Source organism: Nocardioides sp. Leaf285, from assembly GCF_001422955.1.
Lineage (GTDB): Bacteria > Actinomycetota > Actinomycetes > Propionibacteriales > Nocardioidaceae > Nocardioides > Nocardioides kribbensis.
In genome coordinates, this window is sequence record NZ_LMNH01000005.1 from 273,773 (window position 1) to 290,491 (window position 16,719).

The 16,719-nt window shown below is 71.3% G+C and carries 18 protein-coding genes; all 18 read left to right on the top strand.

Annotation, left to right across the window (positions count from 1 at the left end):
• Window positions 1-49: 49 nt before the first annotated feature.
• The 18 genes from ASF47_RS19145 to ASF47_RS19230 all read left to right on the top strand — a co-directional run bounded on the left by ASF47_RS19145 (window position 50) and on the right by ASF47_RS19230 (window position 16,709).
• A complete protein-coding gene (locus ASF47_RS19145; RefSeq protein ID WP_156698062.1) occupies window positions 50-658 on the top strand; it encodes a hypothetical protein in 609 nt (202 codons plus the stop codon).
• Window positions 659-788: 130 nt separating this feature from the next.
• Window positions 789-1,532: a hypothetical protein gene (locus ASF47_RS19150; protein WP_056865642.1), complete on the top strand. Its 744-nt coding sequence runs from the start codon at window positions 789-791 to the stop codon at window positions 1,530-1,532.
• Window positions 1,533-1,543: 11 nt separating this feature from the next.
• Entirely contained in the window at window positions 1,544-2,260 is a 717-nt protein-coding gene (locus ASF47_RS19155) for a hypothetical protein (RefSeq protein ID WP_056865643.1), read from the top strand.
• Window positions 2,257-3,195, top strand: coding sequence for a hypothetical protein (locus ASF47_RS19160; protein WP_056865644.1), 939 nt, complete (start codon window positions 2,257-2,259; stop codon window positions 3,193-3,195). The genes ASF47_RS19155 and ASF47_RS19160 overlap by 4 nt, the downstream gene beginning before the upstream one ends.
• 1 nt (window position 3,196) lies before the next feature.
• The gene (locus ASF47_RS19165; protein ID WP_156698063.1) at window positions 3,197-3,715 is read left to right on the top strand and encodes a hypothetical protein; all 519 of its coding nucleotides are present in this window, start codon (window positions 3,197-3,199) and stop codon (window positions 3,713-3,715) included.
• Between the two features lie 46 nt (window positions 3,716-3,761).
• Complete coding sequence (locus ASF47_RS19170; RefSeq protein WP_056865646.1) at window positions 3,762-4,490, top strand: hypothetical protein; 729 nt, start codon at window positions 3,762-3,764, stop codon at window positions 4,488-4,490.
• 45 nt (window positions 4,491-4,535) lie between these two features.
• A complete protein-coding gene (locus ASF47_RS19175) occupies window positions 4,536-5,198 on the top strand; it encodes a hypothetical protein (protein WP_056865647.1) in 663 nt (220 codons plus the stop codon).
• Window positions 5,199-5,264: 66 nt separating this feature from the next.
• Window positions 5,265-5,891, top strand: coding sequence for a hypothetical protein (locus tag ASF47_RS19180; RefSeq protein WP_056865648.1), 627 nt, complete (start codon window positions 5,265-5,267; stop codon window positions 5,889-5,891).
• A gap of 169 nt (window positions 5,892-6,060) precedes the next feature.
• Entirely contained in the window at window positions 6,061-7,458 is a 1,398-nt protein-coding gene (locus ASF47_RS19185) for a PhoH family protein (protein ID WP_056865649.1), read from the top strand.
• Window positions 7,459-7,739: 281 nt separating this feature from the next.
• A complete protein-coding gene (locus ASF47_RS19190) occupies window positions 7,740-9,164 on the top strand; it encodes a hypothetical protein (protein ID WP_056865650.1) in 1,425 nt (474 codons plus the stop codon).
• 313 nt (window positions 9,165-9,477) lie between these two features.
• Window positions 9,478-10,650 carry a hypothetical protein gene (locus ASF47_RS19195; RefSeq protein ID WP_056865651.1) on the top strand — a complete coding sequence of 391 codons (1,173 nt, stop codon included), beginning with the start codon at window positions 9,478-9,480 and terminating at the stop codon, window positions 10,648-10,650.
• Window positions 10,651-10,652: 2 nt separating this feature from the next.
• The gene (locus tag ASF47_RS19200) at window positions 10,653-11,363 is read left to right on the top strand and encodes a hypothetical protein (protein ID WP_056865652.1); all 711 of its coding nucleotides are present in this window, start codon (window positions 10,653-10,655) and stop codon (window positions 11,361-11,363) included.
• Window positions 11,364-11,470: 107 nt separating this feature from the next.
• Complete coding sequence (locus tag ASF47_RS19205) at window positions 11,471-11,716, top strand: hypothetical protein (protein ID WP_056865653.1); 246 nt, start codon at window positions 11,471-11,473, stop codon at window positions 11,714-11,716.
• Between the two features lie 95 nt (window positions 11,717-11,811).
• The gene (locus tag ASF47_RS19210) at window positions 11,812-12,990 is read left to right on the top strand and encodes a hypothetical protein (protein WP_056865654.1); all 1,179 of its coding nucleotides are present in this window, start codon (window positions 11,812-11,814) and stop codon (window positions 12,988-12,990) included.
• Between the two features lie 93 nt (window positions 12,991-13,083).
• A complete protein-coding gene (locus ASF47_RS19215) occupies window positions 13,084-13,713 on the top strand; it encodes a hypothetical protein (RefSeq protein ID WP_056865655.1) in 630 nt (209 codons plus the stop codon).
• 95 nt (window positions 13,714-13,808) lie between these two features.
• Window positions 13,809-14,459 carry a hypothetical protein gene (locus tag ASF47_RS19220; protein ID WP_156698064.1) on the top strand — a complete coding sequence of 217 codons (651 nt, stop codon included), beginning with the start codon at window positions 13,809-13,811 and terminating at the stop codon, window positions 14,457-14,459.
• Window positions 14,460-14,604: 145 nt separating this feature from the next.
• Window positions 14,605-15,669 carry a pilus assembly protein PilM gene (gene pilM, locus ASF47_RS19225; RefSeq protein WP_056865657.1) on the top strand — a complete coding sequence of 355 codons (1,065 nt, stop codon included), beginning with the start codon at window positions 14,605-14,607 and terminating at the stop codon, window positions 15,667-15,669.
• Entirely contained in the window at window positions 15,669-16,709 is a 1,041-nt protein-coding gene (locus ASF47_RS19230) for a hypothetical protein (RefSeq protein WP_056865658.1), read from the top strand. Before pilM ends, ASF47_RS19230 begins: the two co-directional genes overlap by 1 nt.
• Window positions 16,710-16,719: the final 10 nt, after the last annotated feature.

A 16,719-nucleotide genomic window follows, 5' to 3' on the forward strand; every position in this document is an offset into this window, starting at 1 on the left:
GGGGGCGCGCCAGCCTCCCTGCCCGCCGCCTGGCGATAGCGTCCAGGCCGTGACGACGCAGCCACCCGACCACCCGGACGCAGCGGCCGTTGGTGCAGCGATGCGCCGCGCCAACGAGTACACCGACGCAGGCGGCGACCCGATAGAAGCCGTGCGCCGCTGGGTCTCACCGGAACTGCTGATGCGTGAGGCCGACATGTCCCGGCTGGCCCGCCACGGGGACGCCTCAGGCCCCGACGGCCCAGACCTGCACACCCAGAGCCTCGGCACCGCGGCCTACTTCTACGGCTTCGCCACCGCGCGGCTCTTCCTCGACCCCGACGCCAGCCTCGACCCCGACGCTGCGTCCGCCAGCAGCGAGGAGTCCGTCCTCTCAGCCCTGGGGTCGACCGTCGCGTTGATCAGCGCCAGGGACAGCCTGAGGGGCCGCATGCGCGAGGCCCGCGGGTTCGAGGCCATGAACGCGATGATCAGCCGCGACATCGACCCCTCGGCGCTGCACTACGCCGCACGCCAGGCCTCGTTCCAGATGAACGGCATCGACACAGCCGGGGACCTGCAGCAGGTCATCCGCAACCCAGGAGGCCCCGAACGGATCGCTGAGGTCCTCGCCATGTTCTTCGACGGGTTCCTCCTCGCCCTGCACCTGCCCGGCTGAGCCCGGCCGCTCGCACTGGATCGACAAGCCGCGGCAGCAGCCGAGGCAGAGCGGCGCGGCCGCGGCCCGCACACCCACCGTGCGAGCCAGCCCCGGCGCCCAGCATCACCCGACCCGAGGAGCGACCCCGATGAGCGGTCACGACGTCAACGGCCACCTGCACGGCGGCGACGGCCGCTACCAGACCAAGCCCCGTGCCGAGGCAGCCGCAGGTGTCGTGCTCGACGCTCCTGCGCGAGGCGAGGGCGTCGAGACGCCAGTCAGCGACCTGCACGTCGGCGACTGGGTGCGCCTCTCCCCCGGCGGGGGCGGCCTGGCCCGCATCACCTCCCTCGACAACGACCACAAGTCGACCTCCATCGAGTTCGACCACGACCCCATGACGATCGCCGACTACGGCAACGACGAGACCCTGGCCCGGCTCAGCCTGCTCGACGTCCACGACCTCGGCGAGACGGGCTACTACACCCCGAACGAGGCCGAACTGGGCGAGGCGGCGTGGTCCTACGAGAAGACCCTCGCCTGGTCCAGCGTCGTCGTGGTCGGGCCCGACGGCTCGGACGAGAGCGAGATGGTCGAGGCTGACTCCCTCGACGCCGAGTTCTCCACCGCAGCGAAGGCCACGATCCGAGAGGACGTCCACGACTTCCTCTCCTCCAACAAGGCACTCATCGACGAGGCCGGACGCATCATGCCCGGCTACGAACTCGACCAGGCCATGCACGACTTCGCACTGACCCGCAACGGTCACGGCGCCGGGTTCTGGGACCGCGGCCTCGGCGAGGTGGGCGACCGGCTCACCGAGGCGGCCAAGGCCCACGGCGGACAGGACCTGTGGTTCGACGCCGACTCCCGCACCCTCGGCATCGAGTGAGACACGAGCAGATGAGCAAGAAGACGACCACCGCGAGCGAGCGCCAGCGCAAGCCGCGCCACGCTGCGCCCTACGCCGCCAACCGCGAGGCCAACCGCGAGGCCAACCGCCGACCCAACGGCGAGTTCGGCACGCAACCCCGCACCGAGGACGGGGCGCTGCGCCTGGACCCGGTCATGGCCCCTCAGCACCCCGACGATCCCGACCTCGACCTGTCGGGCTACCGCCCCGTTGCAGTGAGCACCCCCGAGGGCGAGTGGATGGTGACCCCCGGTGTCGTCGACGACGCCTTCCGCGCCGCCTACGAGGAGGGCGCCCCCTCCCTGGCTCTGGCCTGCGTCATCGCCACCGAGAAGGACTGGGACGTGGTGGTCACCTACGCCGAGGAGCACTACGACATCCACGACAACTGCTACGACGACGGCGAGCCCTACCAGACAACCGTGACCTTCGCGCGAGCCCAAGCACCAGCCGACGCGGGCACGTTCGTGGTTGGCTCCTACGGCTGCGACAAGCCGGAAGCCGTAGGTGAGGAGCAATGGACCGCGGGCGGCGACGTCCGCTGCTACTCCGAGATCATCGAGCGCCCCTCGCGCAGCACCCGCCTCAACGACCTCGCACGTTCCGAGGGCGTCACCGACAACCACCTGGCGCTCGCCGACACCTTCCGTGCGGCCCTGCTGGAGACCTCGAACATCGAACCCCACGGACGGAGCCCCCAGCCATGACCAAGCCCTCCCAGCCCAACTCCTGCGAGGCAGCCACAGCGCGTGAGGCTGCCCGCCGTTCCAACGGCGAGTTCGGCACCCAGGCGCGCGAGGAGGCCTCCGCCGACCTGGGGCTCGACTTGCTGGCCACCGTGCGCGCCGACGCCGAGCGACTCCACCGCGAGGCCGTCGCGCACGAGGCCCTGGCCTGGCGCCTGGAGGCCTACGAGGTCCTGAAGGACCTGCCCGAGGACCACCGCGTCCACACCACGACCTGGCCCGAGGAACCCAACGGTGACGGCACATTCGACGTCGACCTCGGCGACGTCCTCGACGCCGAGGGGGAGCGAGTCGGCGACCTGGGCGGCCAGGGCGCGGTGCCCGCAGGGTGGTTCACCGGCGACGAGATGCTCCCCGCGCGCACCGCCTACGACGTGTGGCGCATCGACTCCTACGACCCCGAGTCACCCATCAGCATCGCAACCATGAAGGCGTGGCACCGTGACCTGTCCACCAACCGTGCCCGTGAGGCTGCGGGTGAGACCCAGGCCCGCCGCGACGCAGCGCGCGAACGCTTCGAGGCCCTGACCACCCCCGGGCCGCGAAGGCGCCGCATGGCCGCCACCTACGCGGACTGGCAGGAAGCCGAGAAGGCCCGCACCGAGGCCGTCACGCCAGTGGCCTACACCGACCTGGCGGTCGACGACCACTTCCTGGCCGGACCCGCGGGCGACCAGCGCGAGTACCGGGTCCGCGCCGCCTCGGAGTCCTTCACCGACCGCGCCGGAGCCACCAAGCGCTTCATCGACATCGTCGATTCCGGGACCGGCTCCTCCCGGCTGCTGGCCTTCAGCGGGGACGACGTCGCACTGCGCGTCCCCCCACCTGCGGGCCTGCACGTCGAGGAGTCCCACCGCCCCACCGAGCGTGACCTCAACGAAGGCTGGGGCGTCTGAGATGACCCGCCCCACAGCCGGTGCCGCAGCCGGTGCCGCCCGAGAGGCTGCGCGCCGACCCACCGGCCAGTTCGGTACTCAGCAGCGCCGCGAGATCGATGTGGCCGCGCTCGACCTCGCCCCGTCTGCACCAGCAACCGTCGAGCCGTCCCCCCGCGACGCCTTCGGGTCCGCAGAGCCCGTCAGCGGCTCCGACCTGCGCGCCGGAGACGTCGTGCTCTACTCCAGCGGCGCTCGCATCGTCTACGAGAACACCGTGCTCGAACCCGCTGTCGTCGAACCGGGCGGACTCGCAGGCGCAGCGCCTCGCAACCGCATCGTCTTCCGCGACGTCCGCGGGCAGCGCGTCGTGGAGACCAGCGCCCTGGACCGCGTGCACTACCGCGCCACGCGGTGCGCTGACCACAACGGCGCCTGGGGCAACGACGAGTACTGCCCCACCTGCACCACCAGCGACGGCCGAGCCCGGGTTGGCCTGCCCCGACCGGTGCAGCCGCCGGTGGTGCGGGACGGCCGGTGAGGCGGAAGGGCAAGCGCGTCCGTACGGCCCCGCACACCTCACCGGCATGAGCACGCCCTCCTTCGACGCCGCACAGCACCCTCGCTCCGGGGACGGCACCTTCGCTCGCAAGCCCCTGGCCGAGAGCACCGGCGTCAACCTGTCACCGGACCCCGCACCGGCAGGCACCACGGCCCCTCCGATGACGCCTCGCGACGTGGAGACCCTGTCCGCGAACCGTGGCGTCTTCGCCGAGGGCTACACCCCCGAGGACGCAGCCAGCGTCCTGAGCCGCTTCGAGTCCGCCGACCTGCGTGTCTTCTGGGACTACGCCGACGGCGACGGTCTGGGCGGCGACTCCTTCTTCGCCGGGTTCGCTCGCGCCAGCCGCGCCTCGGGCCCCTACGGGGTCGGCCGGGCCGTCCCCTACGAGGCGCCCTTCTCGCAGTACGCCCACATCAGCGACCAGGCCTGGGAGTACCTCTCGGACCCCGACTGCGACCTGGACCCCGAGGCCATCCCGTCCCTGCTGGGGAACGAGCACGCGGCCATCAACGTCGGCGAGATCTACAGCCACGACGTCGGCGCCAGCACCCAGTACTCCTTCGCCAACCACCTCGACGACGAGGGCGAGGAGCGCTGTCGCGAGGACGGCTGCGACAAGGACCCCGACAGCGGCGATGGATGGGACGGCTACTGCGGCATCCACGCCGACCTCATCGAGCGTCACGACGCCGGTGAGCACGACGGCGACAACGCCCGCCCCGCCGACTGCCCGATCTGTGTGTCCCCCTGACCGAGCACCGGCGCACCCTCACGCCTTTCCCCGGAAGGAACCCTCATGCCGACCTCTTGCCCCAACAACGTCGCGAACCACGTCAACGGCTGCACCTGCCGCAAGCGCACCAGCGTCCAGGCCGAGGCCGCCGTAGGGCTGACCACCGCCGCCTCGCCTCTCCCCTCCCCGGTAGCGCACTCCGGCAAGATCCTGGACCAGCCCGTCGAGACCCGGACGGCCCACGCCACCACCACCAACTACGTGGCGCGTCCCCTGACCGAGGAGAGCGACATCTTCGCCTACGGGGGCTCCTGCGCTCCCGGGGCGACGGTGGTGTCTGCCGCCGGGGTCCCCGAGGCGACATTCCGCTACAGCGGCGGCGCCTTCGGCCCCCACGACCAGCGCCTGATGCAGGTCCGTGGCGCGGCGCGAAGCCACGCCGAGGGCTGGGACCGCGTGGGCGCCGCCAACTCGCAGTGGAGCGACACCTACGACCGGCGCCCCTCGCGCCTGTCGCACACGGGCCCCGACAACGCCGAGGAGGTCACGCGCGCCAACACCGCAGCCCGACTCGTGACCGCCGACACCCTCAACGACGCCGTCACCGCGCGCGAGACCCTGCCCCGCTACGGCTTGCGTCCCTCGACCCGAACAGCGATCCGCTCCGCGGACCAGGCCGTCGCCGACGCCGTCACCGCCTACCGCACGGCCTACTCGCTGGAGTGATCACGCACCGGGTCGACATCGGGCAGACACCGAGCGTGTGCACCTGCGCCCGCACACCTGCAGGGCATGACCACCACATCCGGCTTCGACTCTGCCCGTCACCCCCGAGCCCGAAGCGGACCCGGCGGCGGGCAGTTCATCACGACGCCTCGCGACGAGAGCGCCGACGTCTCCCTCGCCCCTGACAACCACCACACCTCGGGGTTCACGCACGACCAGATCGACGCGCTCGGGGTCGAGATCGACACCCTCAACCAGGACGAGCAGCGCGTCATGCGCATCCTGCTGGACCCGGACCTAGCGATGGACCTCGGCTTCGACGACGACCCGGAGTCGCTGTTGGCGGAGTACGAGGACTTCGACGGCAACGACCTGTACGACATCACCAAGATCGCCGACCGCACCGCCGCGCAGTACCACGGCACCTCCTACGCCCTGCAGACCTCCTACCCGGACTCCTCCGAGTGGGAGTACGTCGTCTCGCAGGACTGCGGACCGGACATCGGCCGTCTGAGCCAGTCCGATGACGTCAAGCGCCTCAACGCTGACCGGATCCTCGGGGCCAAGGGGCACACCGGGCTGTGCAAGGCGGTCGCCGTGGCTGCCTACCTCGACCAGGATCTGCGGACGGTCCGTGACCGCGCTCTCGCGGCGGGCCTCATCGACACCCCCGAGGCCCCCGAGGGTTCCTGAGGGTGACCCGACCTCACCGACCGGTCACAGAGATCCCGCTCCCACAGCGCCTCCTGCCGCTCGTGCGCGCCCGATTGGCCCACTGAGGCACAGACCTTCCACGCAACATCCCCCACCGGGCCCTCCTCGGGCCGCCCCCGACACCAACCCCGCGACAGGCAGGTCCACGATGACCCAGGCTCCCGTCCCCACCAGCACCGGTTGCACCGGCCTCAGCACCGGGACGGAGGTGAGGAAGAAGGTCTACGTCCTGGACACCTCCGTGCTGCTCTCGGCGCCCAACGCCATCCACCAGTTCGTCGAGCACGAGGTCGTCATCCCCCTGGTCGTCATCACTGAGTTGGAGGCCAAGCGCACCCACGTCTCCCTCGGCTTCCCCGCCCGCGAGGCGCTGCGCGCCATCGAGGCCGTCTCCGAGCGCGGCGACATCAACCACGGGGTCAAGATCAACGACCACGGAGGCACCGTCCGCATCGAGATGAACCACATCGACCAGTCCGGCCTGCCCGACGCCGTCGCGCGTGCCAGCGACAACGACGCCCGGATCCTCGCCGTCGCCTTCAACCTCGCCAACGGCGACGCCAAGGTGGGCGAGGCGGCCCGAGACGTCACCGTCGTGTCGAAGGACATGCCGATGAGGCTGAAGGCCAAGGTCCTTGGTCTGGGCGCCGAGCCCTACCGCAACGAGATGGTCGTCGTGGAGCGGCCCTACACCGGCATCGAAGAGATCGAGGTCTCCCCCGCAGTCATCGACGGCCTCTACGACCAGGGCTCCCTCGACATCGACGAGGCGCGCCTGGCCACCCCTGAGGGCGGCGAGGTCCTCACCAACACCGGCGTACGGCTCATCAGCAGCCACGGCTCGGCCATCGGCATCGTCGGCGCCGACAAGTCGCTGACCGTCATCGCCAAGGACCGAGAGGCCTTCGGAGTCCGCGGAAAGTCGCTGGAGCAGAAGATCGCCCTGGCCCACCTGACGAACCCCGACGTCGGCGTCGTCTCCCTCGGCGGCCCCGCAGGAACCGGCAAGACCTACCTCGCGCTCGCCGCTGGCCTGGAGCAGGTCCTGGAGACGAGCACCTTCAAGAAGGTCGTCGTCTTCCGTCCGCTGTTCGCCGTCGGCGGCCAGGACCTCGGCTACCTGCCCGGCTCGGCCGACGAGAAGATGAGTCCGTGGGGTGCCGCGGTCTTCGACGCCCTCGCCTCGATGACCAGCAAGGACGTCGTCGACGAGATCGTCGCTCGCGAGATGCTGGAGGTGCTGCCCCTGACCCACATCCGCGGACGCACCCTCAACGACGCCTTCATCATCGTCGACGAGGCGCAGAACCTGGAGCGTCCCGTCCTGCTCACGGCCCTGAGCCGTCTGGGCGCCAACGCCAAGGTCGCCTTGTCCTGGGACGTCGCACAGCGCGACAACTCCCGCGTCGGTCGCTACGACGGCATCGCCGCGGTGGTCGAGCGCCTGAAGGGCAACCCGCTGTTCGCCCACACCACCCTGACCAAGTCCGAGCGCGGCCCCGTCGCCGCCATGGTCACCACCCTGCTCGACGACATGGTCAACTAGGCCGTCGCTGACCCGATCCGTCAACAACCAGGCGGCCTTCGTCTTTACCCCGCACCGTCACCCCAGGTCGCCACCACGTACGGTTACCGCCGGGTACCCCGCCGGGGCCGGGCCAATCTGAGAGCCCAGCCCCGACGAACACCCACCGTTCGTGGCGCTTACCCCCCAGGCGCCACGAGCGCCAGGCAGCCCCTCGCGCCTCTCCCGTGCGAGGGGCTGTCTGCGTCCGGACCGCTCCCCGTCGCGGAGCGCCACCCGGGTCGCCCGCACACCCGGCAGGCATGACTTACCCCTCGCCCTCCCTCACCGCCGCTCAGGCCGCGCGCCAGCAGGCCCGGCACGGCGACGGGACCTACGCGGCATTCGCCCGGTCCGAGGCCGACCTCCACGACCTCGACCTCGCCGTGGACCCCGCGACCGGACTCGGGGACGATGGATCGGTGACCGAACCGTCCGAGGTCGAGGAGCAGCGCAACACCTACGTCTTCGAGTCCTGGAAGACCGACAAGGCCATCGCCTCCATCGAGAAGGCCAACCGCCGCGCCGAGCGCGCGGGCATCGCCGAGCGGTTCGGGTACCGCACCGAGACCTTCGAGGAGCGGCGAGTCGAGGAGCGCACAGGCGTCGAGACGATCGTGGAGATGACACGCCTGCACCTGGACCGGCCCACCGTCCAGCACGAGGGCTGGGAGTTCGCCGCCACCCTGTCCTGGGACGACGAGGTCGGCCTGGTCACCCGCAGCGTCCCCGGCGCCGAACTCGACCACCGCCCCACCGACCGCACCTGCGACGTGTGCGGGCAGAACCGCGAGCGCCGTGACACCTACGTCGTCTCGCGCACCGATCCCGAGACCGGCAAGCGCACCCAGATGCAGGTCGGCTCCAACTGCCTGACACGCTTCATGGGCATCAAGCCCGCCGGGCTGTGGATGCTGGAGTTCGACGTGGAGGAGTCCGAGAACGCCGCGCCACCCGCCACGGGCCGAAACCGGGTCGAGCAGCGCTACGACTCCACCCAGGTCATGGCCATCGCCCTGGCCGCGGTCGAGGACGACGGCTGGGTCTCGCGCAGCGCCGCGCGCGCCTACTACGAGGCGAGCAACGGTGAAGCCACCAAGACCGCCACCGCCGACATCGTCGGATCAGCCCTGTTCGGCGACCACCGCACCAAGGAGGCCCGCGCCGAACGCGACCGGATCCTGGCCCGCGCCTCCCAGATCCGCGAGAGCGGGGAGGCCGAAGCCCTGCTGGCCGAGGCCCGCGCGCTGGACGGCGACTCCGACTACGCCGAGAACCTGCGCACCATCGCCTCCGGACAGAGCGTCACCTCGCGCAACATCGGCACCCTCATCTCCGCCATCGGCGCACGCCACGCCCGCCAGCAGCGAGCCGAGCGCGACACGGCCCAAGCCGAAGCCACAGCCAACTCCCGGCACCTCGGTCGACCCGGCGAGCGGCTCGCCGACGTCAAGGTGACCGTCACCGAGACCCGGTTCTTCCCCAACGACTACAGCGGCCGGACGCTGATCTCGATGCAGGACACCGACGGCAACGTCATCAAGTGGTGGGCCACCGGGTCGGGTCCCGAGGACATCGCCGAAGGCGGCACGTACCTGATGAAGGCCACCGTGAAGGAGCACGGCTCCTTCCGGGACATCGCCGAGACGACGGTGCTGCGCGCCAAGATGGAGCCCGTCGAAGAGTGAGCGGCCGCGCTCGACCCGCGCCACCCGGATGTGGTGGTCAGCCACGCCTTGCGCATGGTCCAGGGCGCCCCACCGACCCCGCACCCGGAGCATCCCGATGTGGCTGTACCTCTTCGCTGTCGCCTGGCCCGTCGCCTGCGCCTACGGTTTCGTGTTCCTCCACGGCCTCCCGGGCCGTCTGAGGCAACGACGGGCGAGGCGCACCGGCCCTGAAACCACCGCAGACCCGGGCAGCCTCAACAGTCAGACGCCCTGAGCGGCTGGCCACCACCCACCGCGAGCGGGCCAGGCAGGCCCCGCACACCCCACCGGCATGAGCGCCCCCTTCGACGCCACCGCCCACCCCCGCGCAGGCGACGGCACCTTCGCGACCAAGGCCCACCCCGAGACCGACCTCGGCCCCGGTGGCGTCAACCTGGTCTCCGACAGCGACACCTCGCCCGAGGGAGGCTCACGCCCCCACCACCCCAGCAACCTGCTGGGTCGGTGCCCCGACTGCAGCGCCCCCATGGTCGGTCGGGTCGACTCCCCCGCCACCGGTTCGAGCGTCGGCACGCGGTCGGAGCGGTTCCTGCCGGGCTCGACCTGCGACGAATGCGGCCACGAGGCAGCGGACATGGTCCAGACCCTGGAGCCCGACGATGAGGGCGGCCGGACCTTCGAGTACCGCCTCGACGCCGACGGGATGCTGCGGGTCACCGACGACGACGGCGACACCGTCCACGCCGTCACCGCCTTCGACAACGAGTTCGATGACCTGAATGTCTTCGGGGTAGACGCCATCGCCGTCCGTCGGGCGCTGGAGGCCAACGTCAACATTGAGGTCCCGGTCCACGACCTCTGTGACGCCGCCGGGCAGTGGGCCATGACGGGCCCCTACGACATCATCATCCAGCGCGGCGCGGTGCCCCGGTCCACCCTCCTCGACCAGAGCGAGCAGGACGTCGTCTCCTTCGCCGAGGCGTACTTCGACCACCCCCTCGACAACCTCCTCGCCCAGTACCCCGCCACCGATAAGTCCGACAAGGCCACCCGCCGTGACCAGTGGTCGCAGGTGCGCCGGGCCTGCCAAGTGGCCGGTCTGCCCGCCATGATCGCGGTCTACGGCGAGGTCCTCGACCGAGGAGGCCACCCGGGCTCGCCCACGAGCCCCGTGACGCCCGAGCGTGTGGAGGCCGACTACACCGAGCACATCGCACCAGCCATCGACCGACTGGAGCAGCGGCTGATGAGGCACGCGCGAGCCGAGATGGTCGACCGGCACCAGACCGCGCTCGACGCCCGCTTCGGAGCACCCGGTGCGAGCACGTTGCGCGAGCGCCTCGACGCTGCCTACGACGCCTTCGACAACGGTGACCAGAACCCCACTGCCTACGCCGCAGCGCTCGACGCCGCCGCCTCCTCAGCATCGACCCCCGATGCAGCCCTGCTCCGCAGTACCGCCGACCGCATCCGACGCTCCGCCGCGACCCTCCCCCAGGACTGATCATGAACGAACCCTTCGACGCCGCCGCCCACCCCCGCGCAGGCGACGGCACCTTCACGATCAAGACCCGCACCGAGACCGACCTCGGCCCCGGCGGTGTCGACCTGCTCGACAACGCGGCGCCCGCAGACCTGCAGCGCCCCATCGCCGACGCTCTGGCTGACCGCTCGATGCTGACGCTGACCGAAGAGGACTTCGGTGCCCAGCACGGCTTCACCGTCCTCGACATCGCCGACGACGGCGCGGGCGGTCACCTCATCTTCCCCGGGACCGAGGAGCACATGGTCGACGGGCTCGCCTTCTACCTGTGCCGGGCCAAGAACCTCGACGCGGCCGACCACGAAGTCTTCGACCGGGCCCAGGCCGCGGCCACCGCCTGGCTCGTCGACAACGGCGACCTGGTCGACGAGCACCTGGCCAGCCAGTACGGCGCCACCAACGACGACACTCGCGACTGGGACGACCACCAGCGCGTCTACTGCCAGGCCGACCTGGGTTCGGCCAACGTCACCCTCGCCGACGCCCTCGCCGAGGCCGACACCACCTGGGCTCGCACCATGACCGAGGACTTCTCCACCGGCACCTTCTACCGCGACCTGCTCACCGAGGCGGGCACTCGCAACCCCGCCCACATGGTCGGCCACATCGGGTCGGCTCGCACCAGCAAGATGCTCGACGACCAGGTCGACAACGTCTGGGCCTACGCCGAGTAGCCCCAGGAGCCCCAGGGAGCCCCAGATGACCCCGCGGGGGTCCTGACCGTCTCGCGCCTCGCCTAGGCCAGGGAGCGCTCCGCGCCGGTGCCGCACACCAGGAGGGCATGACCTCCTCGTTCACCCTCGCCCTCCTCGCAGCCGTCACCGTCGCAGCCCTGGGTATCGACTGGATGCGAGCCGAGCGCCTGAAGCGACGCCTGAGGGACCAGTCGGACCCCGCGAGCGAGAGCGCCGCGCACGCGCACGCCGACCAGCGAGCCCAGCGCCGCGAGACCGCGCGTGCCGAGGCGTTCGTCCACGGCCGCCAGACCCCCGTCGCCAGCCACGCCACCGGCCCCGGCGGACTCTGAACCGCCCGTCCCTCTCCCCGGTCCTCTGCCCACGCCCCATCCGCCCGGCCCCACCGGCGCTAGCCTCGAACCCGCACCCCACCAAGGAGCACCCCATGGCCCGCCCCAGCCCCCGCACCCCCGGCTCCTCCACCGTCGGGACCGACGCCGCACGTGAGGCGGCCCGACGCGCGAACGGCGAGTTCGGGACCCAGGCCCGCGGCGAGGCGCAGGTCAACCTGGGCGACGCAACCGCCGACCCGACGCAGGCCGACCCTGCGGGGCCTGACTACACCACCTGGGAACCCGTCGCCATCGACGAGGAGTTGGCCCGCCTCTACGACGAGCACGGCACCCTCATGCAGCGCTGGGCCAGCGACTACAAGCACCTCAACGGCGAGATCGCCCGGCACAAGTTCGGGCGCGGCTGGCGAGGCACCTGCACCCGCGCGGAGATGGCCGAGGCGATCGAGGAGATGCAGCGCGCCGCCGACGAGGCCGAAGCCCGTGGCGAGCGCCCGGACTTCGCGGACCGCGACATCCTGCGGCACGTCGCAACCGCCGAGGAGCGGCGACTGAAGGCCCGCGAGGTCAAGGAGGCGATGGAGCCGCTCAACGCGGAGTTCGTGCGCCGCGGCGGATGGGCCCGGGCCTACCTCGTGGTCAACGTCAACGGCCACGTCCACTCCTCCATGGAGTGCTCGACCTGCTTCAGCCCCGGCTACGACGGCGCGGGCAACTACCGCGAAGGGACCCGGTTCCACTGGGTGACCCAGATGAGCGACCGCGACGAGAGCGAGATCGTCGAGGCGGCCGGTGAGAGGGCGTGCACGACGTGCTACCCCACTGCGCCCACCGAGACGCTGAACAAGCCGACCTCGCTGTACACCCCCGACGAGGAGCGCAAGGCTGCCGAGCGCGTCGAGCGCGAGAAGGCCAAGATCGAGCGGGAGCGCATCAAGATCGCCAAGAGCCTCACCGAGGACGGCTCGGAGTTGCGCATCGACGTCGGCACCCGCTACCCCGAGCGCTTCAAGACCGAGCAGGCCGCAACCTCCTGGGCGGTGGACCGCGTCATGATGGCGCGCAACGCAGCGGAGTGGGCGCGCGAGATGAGCGAGGCCGAGCAGGCAGGCGTCGAGACCATCAAGGAGGCGATCGTGGCCAAGCGCACCCGAGACGGCGGCGACCGCGCCGGGGCCGACGCCGCGACGGTGCGTGCCGAGGTCGAGGCGGAGTTCGACAAGAAGATCCGCGCCAAGGCCAAGCGCGAGGGCATCACCCTCGCCGACTAACCGATCAGTGCCGCCGCCAGCCGATTCCCCGCAGTCCCCGCAGTCGCCGACGTGCCACTCGGGCCGCTCGGCGGGCGGCGGCACAGGACGACCGTGACCACCCCGCCCTCAACCACGACCCCGCGCCCCGCGCCGGGGCCCGCCGCCTACCCCCACACCCTGATGCGTCTGAGCGCCCCCGCTGCGCTGGTGCGCCGAGTCGCCGAAGCCCGCGTCGTCATCGGCTGCGTCGACGGCAGCCACATGGGGCTGGCCATCAACTGGTGGGAGGCGCAGACCGCCCCCGCGGCGCCCAGCACGGGTGGCACCTGCGACGCCGTCAACGCCGTCAACGCCGTCATCAGCGACATCGCCGCAGTGGCCGACGGCGCCGAGGCCCTCCGCTCGGCCGTCGAGGTCATCCTGGCCATGGTCGAGTGGGTGGCGCGCAACGACCATGAGTCCCGAGGGGACCATGGCGTGCGGGTGCTGACCGGTCTCGCGGGCGACACCCTGCTGCTCCCCAGCCAGCGCATCCTGTGCGACGACCTGGCCCGAGCCCTCGACGACGACCCCACGCGCACCGAGTTCGCTGTGCACCGTCTCGACGTCGAGACCGCCATGCGGTTGCTGGTGTTCCTGTCCCGCGCCATCGAGCAGCGCTTCGGCATCGCGGTGGCCGACCAGATCCGCTCCTTTCGCAGCGCGGTGCTGCAGGCCCAGAGCACCGACAGCCCGTGGTGAACGGCTTCCGCGACGATCCGAGCCCAGTCAACGAGCGACCGACGCACCTCGCGCGCGAAGGGCTGCGCATGGCCACCCCGCTCGCGCTACGGCACGTGGACGGATCGCACCTGGGGCTGGCGGTAGCCATCCTCGACGAGCGGCTCCTGCTCGCTGGCCCTGCGGGCCCCTCCGTGGCTCCGGGACTGGCGCCCTCCGAGGGCCTCCTCGACGCAGGAGGGGCGGGACCGGTGGAGACCTACACCCGAGCGACCTACCCCTACGCCGACGTCGTGCTCTCCGCTGTCGAGGTCGCGCTGGCCCTCGCCACCGAGGTGGCCCTCGCCACCCTGGTCTCCGCCGACCCCGCAGCAGAGGCCATCCGCCCGCCCGCGCACCAGCGCACCTGGGGGCCCCCTGCCCTCCGAGCGGAGACCGCGAGCACCCTGTGCATCCTGGCCACCAGCCTCAACGCCCACCACGCCGCTCACCTGACGACGTGCGCGTGGTGCGCGCAGCGCCCCGAGGACTCCCCGGCGTTTCGTCGGTCCGCGCTCGCGACCCAGATCGCGCGAGGGCTGATCGACGCTCGCCTCGACCCCCTGACCGTCTCCGGGTGCTCCATCGACTGCGCCCTCGACCTGGCCCACCTGGCCCTGACGATGGCCTGCGCGTTGACCAGCCGCCCGCCCGAGGCGCTCCTGCGGGCGCTCAGCGCACGGGTCGCAGCAGCACGATCGGTGCCGCCGCCAGCGCCCACACCCTGACCAAGCCGTGTGCGCATGGTCCTCCACGTCGCTGGCGCGCGCCCTGGACCCGTCGGCGGCACAGCACCACCAGCACGCCCACAGCATGCACGCCCACAGCACCCTCTCCACCGGCCACCAGCCCCTCCAGCAAAGGCAGCAAGCCATGCCTCAGAGCATCCTCGGCCTCGACATCGGGTCGGCGTCGATCAAGATCGCGCAGATCGCGCGGCACGACGACGGCACGTTCACCGTGGAGCGGCAGGCCGCGCGCCCCGTGCCCCGCGGCGCCATCTACGACGGCCACATCGACGAGAAGGAGCGGCTCCGGGTAGCCCAGATCCTCGCCGACATGGTCGCCGAGGAGAAGTTCTCCACTCGCGACGTCATCTTCGGCCTCAACTCCTCCGCCTCGGTCTTCATGGACCAGATGGACATCCCCGTGATGGACCCGGCCGACCTCGACAAGGCCATGCCGTACCTGATCGAGGCGAGCCAGGACGGCCTGAACAGCCACGAGAACGGGTTCTCCTGGTCGGTCGTCGGCGAGGTCGAGACCGACCACGGCCCGCGGCTGCGCGTGCTGGTCTACCGCTGCTTCGAGCAGTACGCCGAGGAGACCGCCCGCGTCGTGGAGAAGGCGGGGCTGCGCGTGGTCGGCACCGACCTCAACGCCCTGGCCGCGCTGCGCGCCATCAGCATCCAGACCCGGCCGCTGCGCGAGGTCGACGCGATCGTCGACATCGGCGCCAACGTGCTCTCGCTGATGCTGCACCACAACGGCGTGCCGAAGACCCTCACCCTCGACGCCGACAACGCCGGAGAGGTCGCCACTCAGCAGGTGCTGGAGGCCATGGACCTCGACGAGGGCCAGGAGGACCACGCCGAGTTCCTGAAGATCAACGACGACCACGCCTTCGGCATCGTGGCCCAGGCCCGCAACGCCTACACCGCCAGCCTCGCCAGCCGCATCGCAGGCGTCCTGCGCTCGGCCGTCGAGCGCAGCGACGACATCGACGCCATCGCCTCGGTCACCCTCGTCGGAGGCGGCGCGCTGATCGCCGGTCTCGGGCACGGCCTTCACGAGGCCCTCGGTGGCGTCCCGCTGGCCTTCGCGGCCTGGGACCCCGCCATCACCGACCCCCAGGGCGGCAGCCCGATCCGTCAGGAGCCCCGCTCCGGCGGCGACTACCTCGTGGCCGTGGGCCTCGGGACTGGAGACGTGTTCTGATGTCGATCACCAACAACCCCTCGACCAACCCTTCGACCGAGCCCGATGGCGCCGAGGGCGCCGAAGAGCCCTTCGACTTCACCGACACCGAGTCGGCCCGGAGCGCCGCCGAGCCCGCGACCAGGACCGGCAAGAAGGCCAAGGCGCCGCGTGAGCCCAAGCCCCCGAAGGCGCCCCGCGAGCCGAAGGCGACCAAGACCGCCAAGACCAAGGCCGCCAAGACCGCCAAGACCGCCAAGACCAAGAGCGTCTCCCCCGGATCGGCCGCCTGGCCCGGCCCGGGCAAGCCCTCCGCCGTCCTCGTGCCGCGCTTCGTCCGCGAACGCCGCGCCGCGGCGGCGACCATGCGGTCCACGGTCTTCGGGCTGTTGGTGCTCGGCCTCATCCTCGTCAGCGCACTGTCGTTCGTCTTCCTGCGCGCCCAGGGCGCGGAGTCCGACAAGATCCTCGCCGAGACCGCGGCTCAGGGCGCGCAGAAGAACGTCGACGCCCTCCAGCCCGTCGCCGACTACTACGACGGCCTCGTGAGCCGTCAGACCTCGGCTGTCGATGCGCTGAAGGGGGACCTGGACAACTCCCGGCTCCTCGACACCGTCCTGGAGATCGCCTCAGCGACCAACGCCACGGTGACCGCCTACTCGGCCTCGACCGCCTCGACGGTGTGCCAGGGCCCCAACCCGTTCACCACCCCCGCCTCGATGGGCTGCCTGCAGATCGGTGTCACCGTCGACGGCAACGCCGCAGGCGCATCCTTCGTGGACGCCCTAAACGAGCGCGAGGGCCTCTTCAACTCCGCCTTCGCGACCGGCTTCACGAAGGCCAACGGCCCCACCGACCTGCAGGTCACGGTCAACTACGACACCGACGCACTCTCGCTGCGCTACGTCCCGAAGGCCCAGCGCGACCAGGTCCGGGCCGACGCCCTGGCCGCCGCAACCCAGGCCACCGCCGCTGCCGCCGGAACCGCCGCGACCGGCGCCCCCACCACGCCGACCACCACCACGCCCGTGACCCCCACCCCGGTCACCCCCGCGGGCTGAGGAGCAACCG

Excerpts from the sequence above, each read along its gene's own strand:
- ASF47_RS19205 (WP_056865653.1), top strand. The coding sequence starts at position 11,471 with ATGACCTCCTCGTTCACCCTCGCCCTCCTCGCAGCCGTCACCGTCGCA.
- ASF47_RS19150 (WP_056865642.1), top strand. The coding sequence starts at position 789 with ATGAGCGGTCACGACGTCAACGGCCACCTGCACGGCGGCGACGGCCGC.
- pilM (WP_056865657.1), top strand. The coding sequence starts at position 14,605 with ATGCCTCAGAGCATCCTCGGCCTCGACATCGGGTCGGCGTCGATCAAG.
- ASF47_RS19175 (WP_056865647.1), top strand. The coding sequence starts at position 4,536 with ATGCCGACCTCTTGCCCCAACAACGTCGCGAACCACGTCAACGGCTGC.
- ASF47_RS19185 (WP_056865649.1), top strand. The coding sequence starts at position 6,061 with ATGACCCAGGCTCCCGTCCCCACCAGCACCGGTTGCACCGGCCTCAGC.
- ASF47_RS19160 (WP_056865644.1), top strand. The coding sequence starts at position 2,257 with ATGACCAAGCCCTCCCAGCCCAACTCCTGCGAGGCAGCCACAGCGCGT.
- ASF47_RS19230 (WP_056865658.1), top strand. The coding sequence starts at position 15,669 with ATGTCGATCACCAACAACCCCTCGACCAACCCTTCGACCGAGCCCGAT.
- ASF47_RS19210 (WP_056865654.1), top strand. The coding sequence starts at position 11,812 with ATGGCCCGCCCCAGCCCCCGCACCCCCGGCTCCTCCACCGTCGGGACC.
- ASF47_RS19195 (WP_056865651.1), top strand. The coding sequence starts at position 9,478 with ATGAGCGCCCCCTTCGACGCCACCGCCCACCCCCGCGCAGGCGACGGC.
- ASF47_RS19165 (WP_156698063.1), top strand. The coding sequence starts at position 3,197 with ATGACCCGCCCCACAGCCGGTGCCGCAGCCGGTGCCGCCCGAGAGGCT.
- ASF47_RS19170 (WP_056865646.1), top strand. The coding sequence starts at position 3,762 with ATGAGCACGCCCTCCTTCGACGCCGCACAGCACCCTCGCTCCGGGGAC.
- ASF47_RS19190 (WP_056865650.1), top strand. The coding sequence starts at position 7,740 with ATGACTTACCCCTCGCCCTCCCTCACCGCCGCTCAGGCCGCGCGCCAG.
- ASF47_RS19180 (WP_056865648.1), top strand. The coding sequence starts at position 5,265 with ATGACCACCACATCCGGCTTCGACTCTGCCCGTCACCCCCGAGCCCGA.
- ASF47_RS19200 (WP_056865652.1), top strand. The coding sequence starts at position 10,653 with ATGAACGAACCCTTCGACGCCGCCGCCCACCCCCGCGCAGGCGACGGC.
- ASF47_RS19155 (WP_056865643.1), top strand. The coding sequence starts at position 1,544 with ATGAGCAAGAAGACGACCACCGCGAGCGAGCGCCAGCGCAAGCCGCGC.